Origin of the sequence: Streptomyces incarnatus (assembly GCF_001027185.1) — a bacterium.
GTDB classification, from domain to species: Bacteria; Actinomycetota; Actinomycetes; order Streptomycetales; family Streptomycetaceae; genus Streptomyces; species Streptomyces puniciscabiei.
Genome location: NZ_CP011497.1, coordinates 6,497,486 through 6,515,297, shown reverse-complemented (window position 1 = coordinate 6,515,297; position 17,812 = coordinate 6,497,486). Strand labels below are relative to the sequence as shown.

The 17,812-nt window shown below is 71.4% G+C and carries 18 protein-coding genes; 3 read left to right on the top strand and 15 right to left on the bottom strand.

Going from position 1 to position 17,812, the window contains the following annotated elements; all coding sequences use genetic code 11:
• Window positions 1-93 precede the first annotated feature (93 nt).
• From ABB07_RS29430 to ABB07_RS29420, 3 genes are all read right to left on the bottom strand, one after another.
• A complete protein-coding gene (locus tag ABB07_RS29430) occupies window positions 94-1,677 on the bottom strand; it encodes a TROVE domain-containing protein (RefSeq protein WP_208901546.1) in 1,584 nt (527 codons plus the stop codon).
• Between the two features lie 523 nt (window positions 1,678-2,200).
• The gene (locus tag ABB07_RS29425; protein ID WP_208901545.1) at window positions 2,201-3,670 is read right to left on the bottom strand and encodes an alkaline phosphatase PhoX; all 1,470 of its coding nucleotides are present in this window, start codon (window positions 3,668-3,670) and stop codon (window positions 2,201-2,203) included.
• A 164-nt stretch (window positions 3,671-3,834) separates the two neighbouring features.
• Window positions 3,835-5,262: a hypothetical protein gene (locus tag ABB07_RS29420; protein ID WP_208901544.1), complete on the bottom strand. Its 1,428-nt coding sequence runs from the start codon at window positions 5,260-5,262 to the stop codon at window positions 3,835-3,837.
• Between the two features lie 265 nt (window positions 5,263-5,527).
• Between ABB07_RS29420 and ABB07_RS29415 the strand changes: the two genes are divergently transcribed.
• Window positions 5,528-7,354 carry an endonuclease/exonuclease/phosphatase family protein gene (locus ABB07_RS29415; RefSeq protein ID WP_208901543.1) on the top strand — a complete coding sequence of 609 codons (1,827 nt, stop codon included), beginning with the start codon at window positions 5,528-5,530 and terminating at the stop codon, window positions 7,352-7,354.
• Between the two features lie 12 nt (window positions 7,355-7,366).
• On the opposite strand, the gene ABB07_RS29410 is transcribed toward ABB07_RS29415, so the two are convergent.
• From ABB07_RS29410 to ABB07_RS29390, 5 genes are all read right to left on the bottom strand, one after another.
• Window positions 7,367-8,104: an SRPBCC family protein gene (locus ABB07_RS29410; protein ID WP_208901542.1), complete on the bottom strand. Its 738-nt coding sequence runs from the start codon at window positions 8,102-8,104 to the stop codon at window positions 7,367-7,369.
• 14 nt (window positions 8,105-8,118) lie between these two features.
• On the bottom strand, window positions 8,119-8,730 hold the full coding sequence (locus ABB07_RS29405) for an ArsR/SmtB family transcription factor (RefSeq protein ID WP_208901541.1): 612 nt from the start codon (window positions 8,728-8,730) through the stop codon (window positions 8,119-8,121).
• Between the two features lie 78 nt (window positions 8,731-8,808).
• Window positions 8,809-9,372: a DUF3618 domain-containing protein gene (locus ABB07_RS29400; protein ID WP_208901540.1), complete on the bottom strand. Its 564-nt coding sequence runs from the start codon at window positions 9,370-9,372 to the stop codon at window positions 8,809-8,811.
• Window positions 9,373-9,913: 541 nt separating this feature from the next.
• Entirely contained in the window at window positions 9,914-10,618 is a 705-nt protein-coding gene (locus ABB07_RS29395) for a hypothetical protein (RefSeq protein WP_208901539.1), read from the bottom strand.
• Window positions 10,615-10,773, bottom strand: a complete 159-nt coding sequence (locus tag ABB07_RS29390; protein ID WP_208901538.1) for a hypothetical protein — start codon at window positions 10,771-10,773, stop codon at window positions 10,615-10,617. The genes ABB07_RS29395 and ABB07_RS29390 overlap by 4 nt, the downstream gene beginning before the upstream one ends.
• 167 nt (window positions 10,774-10,940) lie before the next feature.
• Here ABB07_RS29390 and dapA point away from each other — a divergent pair, with 167 nt between their 5' ends.
• Entirely contained in the window at window positions 10,941-11,843 is a 903-nt protein-coding gene (gene dapA / locus ABB07_RS29385) for a 4-hydroxy-tetrahydrodipicolinate synthase (protein ID WP_208901537.1), read from the top strand.
• A 266-nt stretch (window positions 11,844-12,109) separates the two neighbouring features.
• Here the strand turns inward: dapA and dapD are convergent, their stop codons facing one another.
• From dapD to ABB07_RS29370, 3 genes are all read right to left on the bottom strand, one after another.
• Window positions 12,110-13,096, bottom strand: a complete 987-nt coding sequence (gene dapD, locus ABB07_RS29380; protein WP_208901536.1) for a 2,3,4,5-tetrahydropyridine-2,6-dicarboxylate N-succinyltransferase — start codon at window positions 13,094-13,096, stop codon at window positions 12,110-12,112.
• A gap of 64 nt (window positions 13,097-13,160) precedes the next feature.
• Window positions 13,161-13,697: a TetR/AcrR family transcriptional regulator gene (locus ABB07_RS29375; protein WP_208901535.1), complete on the bottom strand. Its 537-nt coding sequence runs from the start codon at window positions 13,695-13,697 to the stop codon at window positions 13,161-13,163.
• Window positions 13,697-14,020 (bottom strand): DMT family transporter, encoded by a 324-nt coding sequence (locus ABB07_RS29370; protein ID WP_208901534.1) that lies wholly within the window; start codon window positions 14,018-14,020, stop codon window positions 13,697-13,699. The genes ABB07_RS29375 and ABB07_RS29370 overlap by 1 nt, the downstream gene beginning before the upstream one ends.
• Before the next feature lie 116 nt (window positions 14,021-14,136).
• Here ABB07_RS29370 and ABB07_RS29365 point away from each other — a divergent pair, with 116 nt between their 5' ends.
• Window positions 14,137-14,925 (top strand): AbfB domain-containing protein, encoded by a 789-nt coding sequence (locus tag ABB07_RS29365; RefSeq protein WP_208901533.1) that lies wholly within the window; start codon window positions 14,137-14,139, stop codon window positions 14,923-14,925.
• Between the two features lie 56 nt (window positions 14,926-14,981).
• Here the strand turns inward: ABB07_RS29365 and ABB07_RS29360 are convergent, their stop codons facing one another.
• From ABB07_RS29360 to sufC, 4 genes are read right to left on the bottom strand one after another with little or no spacing between them, the layout of a single operon-like run.
• Window positions 14,982-15,314, bottom strand: a complete 333-nt coding sequence (locus ABB07_RS29360) for a metal-sulfur cluster assembly factor (RefSeq protein WP_208901532.1) — start codon at window positions 15,312-15,314, stop codon at window positions 14,982-14,984.
• Window positions 15,311-15,778 (bottom strand): Fe-S cluster assembly sulfur transfer protein SufU, encoded by a 468-nt coding sequence (gene sufU / locus ABB07_RS29355; protein WP_208901531.1) that lies wholly within the window; start codon window positions 15,776-15,778, stop codon window positions 15,311-15,313. The genes ABB07_RS29360 and sufU overlap by 4 nt, the downstream gene beginning before the upstream one ends.
• A gap of 16 nt (window positions 15,779-15,794) precedes the next feature.
• Window positions 15,795-17,051, bottom strand: a complete 1,257-nt coding sequence (locus ABB07_RS29350) for a cysteine desulfurase (protein WP_208901530.1) — start codon at window positions 17,049-17,051, stop codon at window positions 15,795-15,797.
• Window positions 17,048-17,812 (bottom strand): Fe-S cluster assembly ATPase SufC, encoded by a 765-nt coding sequence (sufC, locus tag ABB07_RS29345; protein WP_208901529.1) that lies wholly within the window; start codon window positions 17,810-17,812, stop codon window positions 17,048-17,050. The genes ABB07_RS29350 and sufC overlap by 4 nt, the downstream gene beginning before the upstream one ends.

Genomic DNA, 17,812 nt, shown 5'->3' with positions numbered 1-17,812 from the left:
CGGCAGAGGCGGAACCCGGCACCCGGGTGGCCCGCACCCCCCGTAGAAGTGCGGGCCACGCTCAGAGCCGGAGGACGGGCCGGGTGATGCCGCTCAGACCTGCCACGGCCAGCGGCTGTCGTGGGCCGCCTCGAGCAGGGGCACCAGCCGGAAGGCCGCGTCCGAGAGGCCCCCGAAGGTGTGCCGGTTCCCGCCTCCCGACGGGCCGTGGCCCGCCCGGTAGCCCTCCAGGTTCCAGGTGTAGACCGGCACATGGGCCGGGATCCGGTCCGTCGGGTCGCCGTGCCGGTTCGGGGCGTACTGCTCGTCGGTGACGATCAGCACCCGGTCGTGCTTCCGGTAGTGCCGGCGCACCGCGTCGGTGGTGTCGGTGCCGCCCAGGTTGCCGAAGCGCTCCAGGATCTTCAGCACCGACTCGCCCTTGCGGAACGTGATCGGGTTGCTGGTCGTACCGAACTCCACGAGGTCGGCGTCGGCCGCCCGCAGCGCGAGCGCCGTGCCGAAGATCGCCGCCGCGTCGGCCCGGGTGAGCTCCGAGCGGTCCCGGGACTGCGCCCAGAACATCGAGCCCGACCGGTCGACCAGGACCAGCGTCCGGCCCGGCAGCGCGGGCACGTTGGCCAGCGAGTGGCCGAGCGCCTGCTCCAGCGGGTACGACCAGCGCAACGACGGCGCGTGGCGGTAGGCGGCGAGGTAGCGGAAGGGGAACTGCCGCGAGCGCGCGACCTGCTCCGGGTCGCTGATCTTCGCCGCGACCCGGGCCGCGACCTCGTCGGACACCCCGGCCTCGTCGAAGTTGCGCAGGTTGCGCACCAGCGCCATGGCGCCCATGGACGGGATCACGGCCTCCCAGGCCGCCTTGTCCATGGGACCCTGGAGCCAGCCGGCCAGCGCCTCCCAGGTGAGTCCCGCCGCCGCGAGCCGCTCGGCGCCGCCGGGCGAGGTGACGACCGCCCGCCGCTCCGGCACCGGCAGCGCCATCAGCTCGCGGTGCGCGGTGAGCACGGGCAGGGACGCGGGCGGCACGGCGGTGTCCGGGCGGTGCCGGCGGTCGAGCGCGTACCGGAACAGCTCGCCCTGCCACGGCTTGTCCGGGTCCGGTGCCGCGTGCACCAGGTTCAGGATGTCGCCGAAGCGGTAGCCCTTGGACGCGGTGTCGTACTTCAGCAGCGACTTGGCGTGGTACAGCCGTCGTACGGCGTCGGCGACCCCGCGCTTGACGGGCTTGGGCAGGGCACGGCCGTACGACGACGTCCAGTACGCGAGCAACTCGCCGGGCTCGTCCGGGCGCTGGAGTACGCGGTCCACGACCTGCCGGTTCGACGGTCCGCCGGTCGCGCCGGCCGTAAGACGCGCCTGCACGTACTCGGCGGCGCCCACGAGCGACGCCGTCCGCATCTGTCCCTCACCCCGCAGCCAGCCGAGCAGTCCGGCCGTCCACTCCGGGTCGCTGACGGCGAGGTCGCGCACGAGCCGGGCGAACCGGTTGTCGCGGTCGGTGCCGGACTCATAGAAGGTGTTCCGGCTGACGAGGTTGGAGACGGCGAGCAGGAAGAGCTCGGAACGCGCGTCGCGCTCCTGACCCCGGCCGCCCTCATGGGTGAGCAGGGTGCGGCCGGTGGTGGTGACCGGCGAGACCGGCTGTGCCTTGGCGGTACGCGTGTTGAATCGCGCCATGGTGAATTCCCCCGAATTCCCTCGTGTTTCGGAGGGAGGCACAGCAAATGGAGGGTGTCCGAGGTCAGGGGTCGGCGGCGGACTTTACCCAGATGCTCTTCCGATTGAGCTACACCGACCCGAAGTCGATGACGGGACTCGAACCCGCAACCGTCCGATCCAATGAAGTAACCGCTGCCTGCGCACCGGACACCCACCATGTGCTGCGCCTCCCGAGATCAAGTCGGCGGCGGTTCCGGGTTCTCTTTGCAAAAGAAGTAACCGCAGCCTGCGCACCGGGAGGTGCATGAAGTTTTCGGTGTCCAGAGATCGAGGTCGGCGGAACCGACGTGTTGGTGCTCTAACCCCTGAGCTACACCGGCCCGTTGAGCCGGTGGCGGGACTCGAACCCGCGGCCTCCCCGTTATGAGCGGAAGTAGGTCCTGCCTGTCGCACCTGGACGAGGATCACTCTAGGAGGGGAGCCGCGGGACGGGCGAGCGAATTAATTCCGGGCCTGCAGGGTTCGAGTGGCCCTCTTTGTTCTACCGCCGCTGCCGCTTCCAGGGCCCCGTGATGGCGAGCATGATGCCCGGCTCCTGGATGTTCGCGAACAGGGTCCGGCCGTCGGGGGAGAAGGTGACGCCGGTGAACTCGCTGTACTCCGGGGCGCCTTCCGTGCCGCCCGCGGTGGCAGCGGCTGATGTCAGCGCGAGCTCGTTGCGGGCGATCGGGTAGGTGCGGCCGCTCTCGGTGGCGCCGAACAGGTGCTGGACGCCCTCGCCGTCCTCGGCGATGACCAGGCCGCCGTACGGGGAGACGGTGATGTTGTCCGGGCCGTCGAAGGCGCCGTCCGTGCCCGGGTCCGGGTTCACGCCGAGCAGGACCTTGAGCGTCAGGGTGCGGCGCCGCGGGTCGTAGAACCAGACCTGGCCGTCGTGCCGGACCGGGCTCTCCGCGCGGGCGTAGGAGGAGACGACGTACGCGCCGCCGTCGCCCCACCACATGCCCTCCAGCTTGCGGGCGCGGGTGACCTGGCCGTCGGTGAACTGCTTGCGGACCGGGACCGTCCGGGCGTCACGGTCGGGGACGTCGATCCAGTCGACGCCGTAGACCGTGCCGATCCTCGTGGCGCGGGACAGGTCGTCCACGAACCTGCCGCCGGAGTCGAAGCACTTGAAGGCCTGGAGCACCCCGGCGTCGTCGGCGAGGGTGCGCAGCCGGCCGCGGCCGTGGCGGAAGCCATCCGGCGGGGTCCAGCGGTAGAGCAGGCCGTTGGGGCCGGCCGCGTCCTCGGTGAGGTAGAGGTGGCCACGCCCGGGGTCGACGACGACGGCCTCGTGGGCGTAACGGCCGAGGGCCTTGACGGGCCGGGGGTCGCGGTTGGCCCGGCGGTCGGCGGGGTCGACCTCGAAGACATAGCCGTGGTCCTTGGTCATGCCGTTCTGGCCGGCCTTGTCCTCGGTCTCCTCGCAGGTCAGCCAGGTGCCCCAGGGGGTGCTGCCGCCCGCGCAGTTGGTGGAGGTGCCGGCGATGCCGACCCACTCGGCGACCTGGTCGCGGCGCACCTCGACGACCGTGCAGCCACCGGCGGCGGCGGGGTCGTAGACCAGGCCCTCGGTGAGCGGCACGGGATACGTCCAGTTGGCGCGCGGGCCCTTCAGCTCGTGGTTGTTGACCAGGAGCGTGGTGCCGCGGGGGCCTTCGAAGGCGGCGGTGCCGTCGTGGTTGGACGGGGTGAACTCGCCGGATTCCAGTCTGGTCCTGCCGCTGTGGGTGACGATCCGGTAGCTGAAGCCCGCGGGCAGGGCCAGGATGCCGTTCGGATCGGGGACCAACGGGCCGTAGCCCACGCCGTGGTCGCCGGCGTGGGCCGACTCCGCCTCGCCGCTGTCGATGTCGATCGCGGCGAGGGCGTTCGGCGCGGTGGCGAGCGCGCCGACGCTGCCCGTCAGGGCGACCCCGGCACCGGTGAACGCGGATTTTCTGGCGAAGTCCCTGCGGGTGAGCGACATGGTGTGTCTCCTGAGACGGTGGGAGTGCCGTGGAGGGTGGCGGACCGCGGTTCCGCGCACACGCTCCCGCCGTACCCTGAACGGGAGTTGAACGCCGGGCTGCTTCGGGGGCCCTCGTTCAAGAATCCGTATGCGCCGGCCCATGACCGTCTCAAGGAGCCGGGTCAGGCCCCGTGTTGCGACCGCGCCTTGAACGCGGCCTTCCGCGCCTCCTTGGCCACCTTCTTGTCCGGGTGCAGCCGCCCCATCGCCTCCAGGACGTCGGCGGTGGCCGGGTGCTCCACCCGCCACGCGGCGGAGAAGAAGCCGCTGTGCTGCGCGGCCAGCCCCTCCACCAGCGCCTGCAGCTCCGCGGAGTTGCCCTCGGCCGCCAGCTGGGCGGCCACCGTGTCGACGGTCAGCCAGAACACCAGCTCCTCGGACGGCGCCGGCACCCCCACCGCACCCCGTTCGCTCAGCCACACCCGGGCCAGACCGCCCAGTTCCGGATCGTCCAGCACCTCCCGCAGCGCCGGCTCGGCCTCCGCGCCGATCAGGGACAGGGCCTGCTGGCAGCGCAGCCGGCGCAGCGGGGCGCCCGCGTCCGCGCCCCGGGCGGCGGCGAGCAACTCCCGTGCCGCGGCGAGCGGTTCGCGTCGGGCGAGCCACTGCTCGGTCTCGGCCTGCGCCGCCGCCTGCCCGAACGCGGCCGTGCCGTCGAGCAGCGCGTCCGCGCCCTTGTCGGCGAGTTCACCGACGGCCGGCGCCTGGAACCCGGCCTCCAGCAGCCGCGCCCGCAGCCCGTACGCGCCGAGCGGGGTGAGCCGGACCATGCCGTACCGGGTGACGTCGGTGTCGTCCGGCGCCGCCGCGGGCTCCTCCTCGGCGTCGGCCATCAGCGCCTCGTCGACCGGCTGGTACTCCACGAGCCCGACCGGCTCCAGCACCCGGAACTGGTCGTCGAGCCGCATCATCGCGTCGGAGACCTGCTCCAGGACGTCGTTGGTGGGCTCGCCCATGCCGTCGGGGACGATCATGGAGGCGGCGAGGGCGGGCAGCGGGACCGGACCCCCGCCGGGGCCGTCCTCACTCACCGTCAGCAGATAGAGGTTGCCGAGGACGCCGTCCAGGAACTCGGCCTCGGCGTCGGGGTCCCAGTCGAGTGACGAGAAATCGATCTCGCCGCCCTCGTCCAGGGCGTCGACCAGATCGTCCAGGTCGGGGACGCTCGCGTCGGCGATGACGGTCTCCAGCGCGGTGAGCCACACGGCGAGCACATCGGCCGGGGCTCCCCCGGTGAGCAGGTTGAGCTCCTCGCCGGTCCGGACCGTCCCGGCCTCCTCGTCCACGATCTCGACCAGTCCGGCGTCCACGGCGACCCGCCAGGCCTCGCTCGCGTACGCGGCGGCGTCCTCGCCGCTCAGTCCGAGCAGTTCGGCGGCGGCGGGGAGCTGCTCCTCGGCCAGTCCGCCGCCGGCGTCGACGCGGGTGTCGGGCCCGGCCCAGCGGGCGAGGCGGGCGGCGCGGGAGAGCAGCGGAGTGGACAGCGCTGCGTGTGCCAGCTCCGCTTCGGGGCGCAGCCGTACGGGCGGCAGGGGCGAGCTGTCTGACATCGGCTGGTTCTCCTCGGACCGTGAACGGGCTCAGCCGCTCAGCCTAGACGGATTTCCACCCATGCCGCCCGGTTCATCTCCCCGTCGGCCACCGTACATGGCCGAAACCTTGACAACTCCCGTCGTCAGGCAGGAGATTGACGCGCGTAGAAGTTGGGGGGACAACTGTTCACTCGGCTCTACGCGTGTCACAGAGGGCTACGAGTCCTCCACGCTCCCGTACCACCCTCGTCCCGGCGCATCGTCACGTCCCCGGAGGGAACCCTTGCCGAGCAGGTCTTCCGCGCGCCTCGCCGCGCTCACCGTCGCCGCCGTCTGCAGCGCGGCGTCCGCCGTCGTCCTCACCTCTCCCGCGCACGCCGACTCGGTGCGCGTCCACGACATTCAGGGCACCACCCGAATATCGCCGTTCGCGGGCCAGAAGGTGACGGACGTGCCCGGCGTCGTCACGGCCACGCGCGCGTACGGCTCCTCCAGAGGCTTCTGGATCCAGGATCCGAACCCGGACGACAACCCGGCCACCAGCGAGGGCGTCTTCGTCTTCACCGGCTCCACGCCGAAGGTCGCGGTCGGCGACTCGGTGACGGTGACCGGCACGGTCTCCGAGTACGTCCCCGGCGGCGCCTCCTCCGGCAACCAGTCGGTCACGGAGATCACCAAGCCGACGGTCACCACCGTCTCCACCGGCAACCCGGTCCCGGCGCCGGTCGTGATCGACGAGGACTCGGTGCCGGACGCGTACGCACCGGCGGGCGACACCGCGGCCGCGGGCTCGATCAACGGCCTGGCCCTGGACCCGTCGGCGGACGCCCTGGACTACTACGAGTCCCTGGAGGGCATGAACGTCCAGGTCGAGGACACCCGCGTGGTCGGCCGCACCGACCCCTACAGCGAACTGTGGGTCACGGTGAAGCCGTGGGAGCACGCGAACCGCCGCGGCGGCACGGTCTACGGCTCCTACGACGCGCAGAACACCGGCCGGCTGCAGATCCAGTCGCTGGGCGCGACCGCCGACTTCCCGAAGGCGAACGTCGGCGACACCCTGGAGGGCACCACCACCGGCCCGCTGGACTTCAACCAGTTCGGCGGCTACACCCTGGTCGCGAGCAAGCTCGGCACGCTGAAGAGCGGCGGCCTGGAGCGCGAGACCACGCGCAAGCAGTCGAGCCGCGAGCTGGCGGTGGCGACGTACAACGTCGAGAACCTCGACCCCTCCGACGCCACCTTCGACGAGCACGCCGCCGCGATCGTGAACAACCTGCAGTCGCCGGACATCGTGTCCCTGGAGGAGATCCAGGACAACAACGGCGCCAAGGACGACGGAACGGTCGACGCGAGTGAGACCGTCAACAAACTGATCGACGCGATCGTCGCGGCGGGCGGCCCCAGGTACGACTGGCGCTCGATCAACCCGGTCAACGACCAGGACGGCGGCGAGCCGGGCGGCAACATCCGCCAGGTGTTCCTGTTCAACCCCGAGCGGGTGTCCTTCGTGGACCGCGCGGGCGGCGACTCCACCACCGCGGTCGGCGTCACCAAGGAGAACGGCAAGGCGGAACTGACGGTCTCCCCGGGCCGGATCGACCCGGCGAACGCGGCCTGGAAGGACAGCCGCAAGCCGCTGGCCGGCCAGTTCGTCTTCCGCGGCAAGACCGTCTTCGTGATCGCCAACCACCTGGTCTCCAAGGGCGGCGACCAGGGCCTGACCTCGCAGTACCAGCCGCCGACGCGCAGCTCGGAGATCCAGCGCCACGCGCAGGCGACCGAGGTGAACGCCTTCGTCAAGGACATCCTGAAGGTCCAGAAGAACGCGGACGTCATCGCGCTCGGCGACATGAACGACTTTGAGTTCTCCGGCACCGCGAAGATCCTCGAGGGCGACGGCGAGCTGTGGTCGGCGATCAAGTCGCTGCCGAGGAGCGAGCGTTACACCTACGACTACCAGGGCAACGAGCAGGTCCTGGACCAGATCCTGATCAGCCCGGCGATCCGGCGCGGCTGCGACTTCGACTACGACTCCGTGCACATCAACGCGGAGTTCAACGACCAGATCAGCGACCACGACCCGCAGGTGCTGCGCTTCCGCCCGTGAGCAAGGCCGTTGTCAGGACTGGCCGAACACCCCGTTCAGCCAGTCCTGCCAGGCGCTCTCGTTCGCCTCGGCGTCGGCGTCCGGCGCGAAGTCGTGGATGCTGATGCCGAGCGGGGCGCCCCAGTGGCCGCGCCCGAAGAAGCGGATGAGGGCGTCGTCGGTGCGCAGCCCGATGAAGTACGGGTTGCGGTAGTCGAGCACGGCGTCGAAGGCCCGCCCGCCGGGTCCCCGCACGCCGACCTTGGTACCCGCGGCCGCGTCGTCGGCGAGTCCGAGGGCGCGGCCGACGGCGGCGAGCGCCTGAGTGGTCCGCGAGGCCGCGGGACCTTCCAGCTGGGCGAAGGTGACCGGCCGGGGCGCGAAGTGCGTCACGTACTCGCACAGGGTGTGCAGATAGAAGTTGGTGTGCTTGCTGGCGCCGTCGTACTGGTTGTTCCAGTCGTCGGTGAAGATGCCGCTGTGCACGTACCGCACCCAGGCGCGGCGGCCCTCGTCGCGGGGCTCGATGGTGTAGTCGAGCTGGTTGGCCGACTGCACCGGGAAGCCGACGTCCTCGCTGCGGTTGGTGTAGCGGTGGGGCGGATCCCAGGCGGTGACGGTCGACCCGAAGGGGCCCTTGCCGCCCTCCCGGGGCTCGGGCGGATCCATCGGCCACAGATAGCCCCCGGTACCGGAGGTGATCGCCTCCCACACCTTCTCGGGCGGGACGTCGACCTCGAACTCGCGGACGATCTCGAATTCCTTGGACATGGCGGGGCTCCTGCTCACTGATCCAGCGCGGGGGTGGGCTGCTGGTCCTTGACCGTGGGGTGGAGGGCCACGACGATCCGGTGGTCGCGGCCGTCCTCGGCGCCGGGGGCGTCGTACTTGCGGATCAGGGCGCTCACGCCCGCCGTCAGCTCCTGCACGAAGGCCGCGCGATCGGCGGCGGAGGCGAAGCGCACCTGCCCGTCCAGGGCATAGGTCGCCAGCCGCTTGCGTGCCCTCGCGGCGCCGCTGATCAGCGCACCGACGTCCCGCACCAGGCGGGCGCCGAGCGCGAGCAGCCAACGCGCCGAGAGCTGGTCCCGGAAGCGGTCCGGGTCCGGCTGCACGGCGGCCAGCGCGAGCGGCGAGATGACGTACGACGCCGCGGTGGCCCGCATCAGCCGCTCGGTGACGTTGCCCTTGCGGCGCTCCCCGGCCAGCTCGACCAGGCCGTGCCGCTCCAGCGCCTTGAGGTGGTAGTTCACCTTCTGCCGGGGCAGCCCGACCTTGCCGGCCAGCATCGCCGCCGACGCGGGCTCGGCGGCCAGCTCGGCGAGCAGCCGGGCCCGGATGGGGTCCAGCGACACGGCCGCCGCCTCGGGGTCCTCGATCACGGTCACGTCCAGCATGCGTCCACCCTCGCACCGAAAACTTTTTTTGTCCAGACGGACAGAGTTTTCGGTACGAGGGTGGACCCGCCGGGCCGCTCAGCCGTGACGCAGCCGGCGCCAGACGATGCCACCGGCGACCGCGGCCAGCACCCCCACGGCGATGACCGGCCCCGGATGACGCAGCGCGGCCCGCAGAGGCTGCGGAACACCGCCCTCACCCGCACGCCCGGCCCGCCCCTGCACGGCGTGCCCGGCCCGGGCGGCCTTCCCGTGCACCACATGCCCAGCGTGCGCGGCCTTGCCCTGCATCACATGCCCAGCATGCGCGGCCTTGCCCTGCACCACATGCCCCGCCTGGGCGGCCCTGCCCTGCACCATGTGCCCGGCCTGAGCCGCCTTGCCCTGCACCATGTGCCCGGCCCTGGCGGCCCGGTCCTGCATGCCGTGGCCGGCCTGGGCGGCACTCACGCGCAGCTGTACGGTCATGGCACCGGCCTTGTCCCTCAGATCGGCGGCCCGCACCCGGGCCCGCCCCTTCACATCGGCCTTGCCGACCAACTGGGCGACGGTGTCGCCGAGTTGATGCCTGGCGTGCTCGATCTGCTGCCGCAGCTCGTCGGGCCCCTTGGCGCCCGACCCGTGCGGAATCCTGTGCCTCATCGATATGCCCTTTCCCTGATCGCGTCGACCACCGAGCGCCTCCCCGGGGGGAGGCCGCGCACGGCGGGGAGGGGACGTGGCGGGTGGTGTCCGCCCGCAGCGGCCGGCGAAAACCCGCGGCGCCCCGCGAGGGACAGTGCGCCGGACCGAGGACGGACACCACCCGGCGCGGCACCGACTCACACACCACCGTAGGCGCGACACCAGCCACAACGCACCCGCACGGGCCGCCGCAGGCACCGACAGGGACCCGCACAGGACCCGCGACAGACACCCGCACACGAGCCGCCACAGGACCCGCCACAGGCACCCGCACACGAGCCGCCACAGGACCCGCCACAGGCACCCACACACGAGCCGCCACAGGACCCGCCACAGGCACCCACACACGAGCCGCCACAGGACCCGCCACAGGCACCCACACACGACCCGCGACAGGCACCCCGTACCCACGCGAGGGCCGCTGTGGGCATCCGCGCCCACGACCCGCGACCCCCGGCCGCCACAACCCCGGGTACCCGGCCCGAAGACGGCCATTCCGTCAGCCCTGCTGCGCTCCCCCGCTCCCCCCGCTCCCCCGCTCACCCAGGCGCGCGAGTTGGCTCTGGAACCAGTCGAGCCGCGCCTGCAACAGCGCCGCCTCGGCAACCAGTTCGGGCACGCCCAACTCCCCGCCGTGCGCCAACCCGGCGGACGGCGACGCCGTACCCCCACCCCCCGCCACGACCCGCAGCCCCTCCCCGGCCAGCCGGCCGAAGCCGGCGAGCGAGACGGACGTACGGCCACGCACACAGCCGGCGCAGACGGGACCGAGAACCCGCCAGCCCGGCCTGCCCCAGCCGGCGTCGGCGAGCGCGACGGCGGCGGCGCCGCAGGCACACGGCCCGGCCGTCGCCGTACGCACCCGCTGCCGGGCATAACGGAAGCCACGCTCGAACCGGATGTAGGCGCCGAGCACGGACACCTCCAGCAGCAGCGCGGCCCGATGCTCGGCCGTGCACCACAGGGCCTCGGCGGCACGGCGATCGTGCACGCAGTGGAACCCGCAGTCACACAACCGCGCCGGCGGCCGGTGCCGCCGCCCGTAGACACACGCGGCGTCGTCGAGCACGGCATACGGCAGCGCGCCGCCGAGCGACACTCCGGTGAACCCCGCCCGGGTGCCGTCCTGGGACAGCACCGGGTGGGCGATCTTGTATCCGGTCGGCGGCTCCATGGGGCGTTCCACCGGGAGCCGCAGTCTCATCGGGCGGCCGGGACCTCTTCACGGGCCGGCTCGGCCGGTTCGACGCGGGCGGCGGTCTCCTCGGGAACCGGGACCCGCTCCTCGCGGACGACCTCTTCGCCGACGAGCGGCCGCTCCTCGGCGACCCCGGTGGCCAGTGCCTTGCCGAGCTTCATGGTGCCTCCCATGACGGACGTCGGTGACCCTCCGGCCATAGTGACCCATGAGGGGCCGAGTTGGACACAGGGCCTCGGGCCACCACCCCGACACATCAGCAATGCTTAGCGATACCGCGTAGAAGAATTAAGTAGAGCTTCACCACCAGCCCGCCGAGACTACTCGTATGACGCCCACACGCACCACCCCCCGCCCCTTCGGCCGCACCCTCTGCGCGATGATCACGCCGTTCACCGAGGAGGGCGCCCTCGACCTGGACGGCGCCCAGGAGCTGGCCGCGCGGCTGGTGGCCGAGGGCTGCGACGGCCTGGTGCTGAACGGCACCACGGGCGAATCGCCCACCACCACGGACACGGAGAAGGCGCGGCTGGTCACGGCCGTACGGGAGGCGGTCGGCGACCGGGTGTCCCTGGTCGCGGGCGTGGGCACCGCCGACACCGGCCACACCGTCGAGCTGGCCCTGGCGGCCGGAAAGGCGGGTGCCGACGGCGTGCTGGTGGTGACGCCGTACTACAGCCGGCCCCCGCAGGAGGCCGTGGAGGCGCACTTCCGCGCGGTCGCCGACGCGAGCGGGCTGCCCGTGATGCTCTACGACATCCCGGGCCGCACCGGCACCAGGATCCAGCCGGAGACGATGATCCGCCTCGCCGCACACCCGCGGATCGTGGCCGTCAAGGACTGCTCCTACGACTTCCTCGGCACCCAGAAGGTGCTGGCCCGCACGGACCTGGCGTACTACGCGGGCTGCGACGAGCACGTACTGGCGCTGTACGCGGTCGGCGCGGCGGGCTGTGTGAGCACGGTCGCGAACGCCGTACCGGTCCGGATCGCCGCGATCCTGGACGCCTTCGACGCCGGTGACACCGCCCTGGCGACCGAACTCCAGCTGCGGGCCACGCCGTTGATCGAGGCGATGATGGACGCGGGCCTGCCCGGCACGGTCACCGCCAAGGCCCTGCTCGCCCGCCTCGGCCTCCCCGCGGGCCCGGTCCGCGCCCCGCTGCTGCCCGCCGACGGCCCGACGGCCGACGCACTACTGGCGCTGCACGACCGGCTCACAACGGCCTGACCGGGGCCCGTGAGCGCCCCGAAGGGGCGCGGGGAACTGCGCGCCCAGCCACGACGGCGCCGCAGACGCCTGACGGCACATCGCGCAGGACACCGCGTACGTGGCCGCCCGTCACCCCGCCCCGGCCCTGCTCCGGCACGTGAACCCCAGGATCGGCCTGCGCGAGTGCGACTTCGCGGCGCCGAGGGACTACGCGGCGACGGCATCCGCATGACGCAGCGCCCTTCACCGCGCGGTGAAGGGCGCTCCGCGAGAGACGCGGTGGGTCAGTTGTGGCTGTGCAGGATGTCGTTCAGGCCGCCCCAGACCGCGTTGTTCGGGCGGGCCTCGACCGTGCCGGTGACCGAGTTGCGGCGGAAGAGGATGTTGGAGGCGCCGTTCAGCTCGCGGGCCTTGACGATCTGGCCGTCGGGCATGGTGACCCGGGTGCCCGCGGTGATGTAGAGGCCGGCCTCGACCACGCACTCGTCGCCGAGGGCGATGCCGACGCCCGCCTCGGCGCCGATGAGGCAGCGCTCGCCGATGGAGATGATCACGTTGCCGCCGCCGGACAGGGTGCCCATGGTGGAGGCGCCGCCGCCGATGTCGGAGCCGTTGCCGACCACGACGCCCGCGGAGATCCGGCCCTCGACCATGGAGGTCCCGAGGGTGCCGGCGTTGAAGTTGACGAAGCCCTCGTGCATGACCGTGGTGCCCTCGGCGAGGTGGGCGCCGAGGCGGACCCGGTCGGCGTCGGCGATGCGGACGCCCTTCGGGGCGACGTAGTCCGTCATGCGCGGGAACTTGTCGATCGAGGTGACCTGGAGGTGCAGGCCCTCCGCGCGGGCGTTGAGCCGCACCTTCTCGATGTCGTCCACGGCGACCGGGCCGAGCGAGGTCCAGGCGACGTTCGCGAGGTGGCCGAAGATGCCGTCCAGGCTCTGGCCGTGCGGCTTGACCAGGCGGTGCGAGAGCAGGTGCAGGCGCAGGTAGACGTCGTGCGCGTCGATCGGCTTCTCGTCCAGGGAGGCGATGACCGTGCGGACCGCGACCACCTCGACGCCCCGGCGGGCGTCCGGGCCGGTCGCCGCGGTGGCGCCGCCGCCCAGCAGCTCGGCCGCCTGCTCGGCGGAGAGCCGCTCGGTGCCGGCCGGGCCCGGCGCCTCGACCAGCTCGGGTGCCGGGAACCAGGTGTCGAGAACGGTGCCGTCGGAGGCGATGGTGGCGAGGCCGGCGGCGACGGCGCCGGTGGTGCGGGAAGCAGAGTCGGTCATGGAGGAAAACCTAACGTGGGCGGGGTGGTCAGGGCGAACCGCGTCTCACGTGCCGGGCGCCGTTTCAGGGGATCACCCGAGCCAGCACGGCACGGGCGTACCCCTCGTCGTAGGAACCGCCCGTCAGCAGCACCTGGAGGCAGATGCCGTCCAGCAGGGCCACCAGCGCCCGCGCCGTCACCGGGTCCACCCGGGCGGCCAGCCGCTGGGCCGTCTCCTCGGCCCACTGTGCGGCCACCGGGCGCAGGGCGGGGCGGCGCAGGGCCGCGAGATACAGCTCGTACTCCAGCTCCACGCCCGGCCGGTCGCGTCCCAGCCACTCGCCGAGGACACGGGCGAGACCGGCCGCGAGGTCGCCGTCGGCGTCGGCCAGGACCCCGCTCGCGTCGAGGACCTGCGCGAACCCCTCGTTGGCCTGGCAGAGGGCGGCCACCAGCAGGTCGTCGAGGGTGGCGAAGTGGTAGGTCGTGGAGCCGAGCGGGACGTCCGCCTCGGCGGCGACCGTACGGTGGCTCAGCCCGGCGATGCCGTCCCGGCCGGCCACACGGAGCGCCGCGTCGATGATCCGCTGGCGTCGCTCCGGGTCGTAGCGCCTGGGCATCAGTGACTCGCCCCGCCGAGGTTCAGCACCACCACTCCGCCGATGATCAGCAGGACCCCGGCGACCTTGGGCAGGCTCAGTCCCTCGCCGAACAGCAGCAGACCGAGGACGGCGATGGTCGCGGTGCCGACGCCGGACCAGATCGCGTAGGCCGTGCCGATCTGCACGCTCTTCAGCGTCTGGGCGAGCAGCGCGAAGGAGACGACGTAGCCCAGAGCCGTCACGAGCGAGGGCCAGAGCCGGCTGAACCCCTCGCTGTACTTCATCGCCGTCGTCGCGGCGACCTCGGCGGCGATGGCGCCGGCGAGTGTCAGGTATCCCATGCGTACGAGCGTACACAACGGATGCGTACGGCCGTACACACGCCGGGGCCACAAGAAAGTTTCACTTTCATAGAAACCGCTCGCTGGATGCCCTCCGGCCACTAATGTGCGGGCCCATGCCCGACCACACCCCCCATCCCTGGGAGACCGGCATGACCGCCGACACCTCCCGGTCCCCCGGCACCCGAAGACTCTGGCTGGCCGGCGTGCTGGCGCTCGCGGTCGTCACCGCCTGCGTCACGGCTCTGCTCGTGGACGACAGGCCCCCGCACAGCACGGCCGCCTCGCAGGCGACCGGCGCGCCCACGGACAACGGCCCCGGCCTGCTCTCCTTCGCCTCACCCTCGGCGCATACGACCGCTTCGCCCGGAGGCAGCACCGCGATGGCGTCCGTGACGCCGCGGGCCGCCGCCCCGCGCACCACAGATCCGCAGCAGGCACCGGCCACGTCACCGTCCCCGCGGGCGAGTTCTCCGAAGCCCGCCGCCACCCGGCGCGCTGTCCGCTCCGTCAACTACCCGGACCGGTACTGGCACGTCAGCGGCGACTACGTGAGGCTGGACCCCGTCAGCACCCCCGGCACCCGCCGGGCCGCGACCTTCATACTGGTCAAGGGCCTTGCGGACGGCGCCTGTTACTCCTTCGCCACGGCCGACGGCGGCTACCTCCGCCACCGCGACTTCCTGCTGCGCGCCGAACCCGACGACGGCACCGCCCTGTTCCGCCAGGACGCCACCTTCTGCCCGCGCCGGTCGTCCTTCACCGGAGCGGTGATGCTGGAGTCGGTCAACTACCCCGGCCGCTTCCTGCGCCACCAGAACTTCCAGCTGAGGCTGGCCCCTTACGAGAACACCGGCCTGTACCGCGCGGACTCGGCGTTCCGGCTCGTGGACGGACTGGGCTGAGAACGAGAAAAGCGGCGGCACCCGGTGGGTGCCGCCGCTTCACGCACGCGGTGTGCTCAGACGTTGAACCCGAGCGCCCGGAGCTGCTCGCGGCCGTCGTCCGTGATCTTGTCGGGGCCCCACGGGGGCATCCAGACCCAGTTGATGCGGAGTTCGTTGACGAGGCCGTCCGTGGCGGACTTGGCCTGGTCCTCGATGACGTCCGTCAGCGGGCAGGCCGCCGAGGTCAGGGTCATGTCGACGGTCGCGATGTTGGACTCGTCGATGTGGATGCCGTAGATCAGGCCGAGGTTGACGACGTCGATGCCCAGCTCGGGGTCGACCACGTCCATCAGGGCCTCGCGAAGCTCCTCCTCCGAGGCGGGCTTCATCTCAGCGGTGTCGGTCATGCCGTCTTCCTTTCGGCGTCGGCGCCACCCAGCGCCTGGGCCGTCGCGTCCTTCCACGCCATCCAGCTCAGGAGGGCGCACTTGACCCGCGCGGGGTACTTGGAGACACCCGCGAACGCGACCGCGTCCTCCAGGACGTCCTCCATCGCGTCGTCCGGCTCGATCCGGCCCTTGGACTGCATCAGCTCCAGGAAGGTCTCCTGGATCTTCTGCGCCTCGGTCAGGTCCTTGCCGACCAGCAGCTCGTTGAGGACCGACGCGCTCGCCTGGCTGATGGAGCAGCCCTGGCCCTCGTAACTGACGTCAGCGATCTTCGTGCCGTCGTACTTCACGCGAAGGGTGATCTCGTCGCCGCACGTCGGGTTCACATGGTGCACCTCGGCGTCGCCATCCCGCAGACCACGCCCGTGGGGGTTCTTGTAGTGGTCCAGGATGACTTCCTGGTACATGGAGTCCAGCTTCACCTTTTCAGCACGCCCTTCAGCCGAAGAAGTTCCGTACGTGCTCCAGCCCCTCGACCAGTGCGTCGATCTCGGCCGGCGTGGAGTACAGATAGAACGACGCTCGCGTGGTCGCAGGAATTCCGTAGCGGAGGCAGACGGGCCGCGCGCAGTGGTGGCCGACGCGGACCGCGATGCCCTGCTCGTCGAGGACCTGGCCCACGTCGTGCGGGTGGATGTCGCCCAGGGTGAAGGAGATCGCGGCACCGCGGTCCTCGGCCGTGGTCGGGCCGATGATCCTCAGGTCCGGGACCTTCTGCAGACGCTGGACCGCGTACTCGGTCAGCGCGTGCTCATGGGCGAGGATCTTCTCCATGCCGATCGACTGGAGGTAGTCGATCGCCGCGCCGAGGCCGACCGCCTGAGCGATCGGGGGCGTACCCGCCTCGAACTTGTGCGGCGCCGGGGCGTAGGTGGACGAGTGCATCGAGACGGTCTCGATCATCTCGCCGCCGCCCAGGAAGGGGGGCAGGTCCTCCAGCAGCTCCTGGCGGCCCCAGAGGACACCGATGCCGGTCGGGCCGCACATCTTGTGACCGGTGAAGGCCACGAAGTCGGCCTGCAGGGCCTGTACGTCCAGCGGCATGTGCGGGGCGGCCTGGGAGGCGTCGACGCAGACCAGGGCGCCGACCTCCTGGGCGCGGCGCACTATCGCCTCGACCGGGTTGACCGTGCCCAGGATGTTCGACACCAGCACGAAGGAGACGATCTTCGTCTTCTCCGTGATGATCTCGTCGATGTTGGACAGGTCCAGCCGGCCGTCGTCGGTGAGGCCGAACCACTTCAGCTTCGCGCCCGTGCGCTGCGCCAGCAGCTGCCACGGCACGATGTTGGAGTGGTGCTCCATCTCCGTGATGACGATCTCGGTCTCGTGGTCCACCCGGTAGGGCTCGTCGGCCCAGCCCAGCATGTTCGCCACGAGGTTCAGCGACTCGGAGGCGTTCTTGGTGAAGATCACCTCGTCGCGGCTGGGCGCGTTGATGAACTCGGCGACCTTGTCGCGCGCGCCCTCGTACAGCGCCGTGGCCTCCTCGGCGAGCACATGCACACCGCGGTGGACGTTGGCGTTGTAGCGCTCGTAGTACTCGCTCAGGGCGTCCAGCACCTGGCGCGGCTTCTGCGAGGTCGCCGCGTTGTCCAGGTACACGAGCTTCCTGTCGTCGTGGACCAGCCGGTCCAGGACGGGGAAGTCCTTGCGGATCGCCTCGGTGTCGAGGAGGCCCGGCAGCTGTGTCACTCGGATGCGCCACCCTTCGTGTAAGCCTCGTAGCCCTCGTTCTCCAGCTTGTCCGCGAGCTCGGGGCCGCCGGACTCGACGATGCGGCCGCCGGCGAACACGTGGACGTGGTCGGGCTTGATGTAGCGCAGGATGCGCGTGTAGTGCGTGATCAGCAGGGTGCCGACCTCGCCGGTCTCGCGGACGCGGTTGACGCCCTCGGAGACGATGCGGAGCGCGTCGACGTCCAGGCCGGAGTCGGTCTCGTCCAGGATCGCGACCTTCGGCTTGAGCAGTTCGAGCTGGAGGATCTCGTGGCGCTTCTTCTCACCGCCGGAGAAGCCCTCGTTGACGTTGCGCTCGGCGAAGGACGGGTCCATGTTGAGGCGCTCCATGGCCTCCTTGACCTCCTTCACCCAGGTGCGCAGCTTGGGGGCCTCGCCGCGGATGGCGGTGGCGGAGGTGCGCAGGAAGTTGGAGACCGAGACGCCGGGGACCTCGACCGGGTACTGCATCGCCAGGAACAGGCCGGCGCGGGCGCGCTCGTCGACGGACATCTCCAGGACGTCCTCGCCGTCGAGCAGCACGGTGCCGCTGGTGATCGTGTACTTCGGGTGACCCGCGAGGGAGTAGGCGAGGGTCGACTTGCCGGAGCCGTTGGGGCCCATGATGGCGTGCGTCTCGCCCTGCTTCACGGTGAGGTCGACGCCCTTGAGGATCTCCTTCGTGGCGTTGTCGGCCTCGACGGTGACGTGCAGGTCTCGGATTTCAAGCGTTGCCAT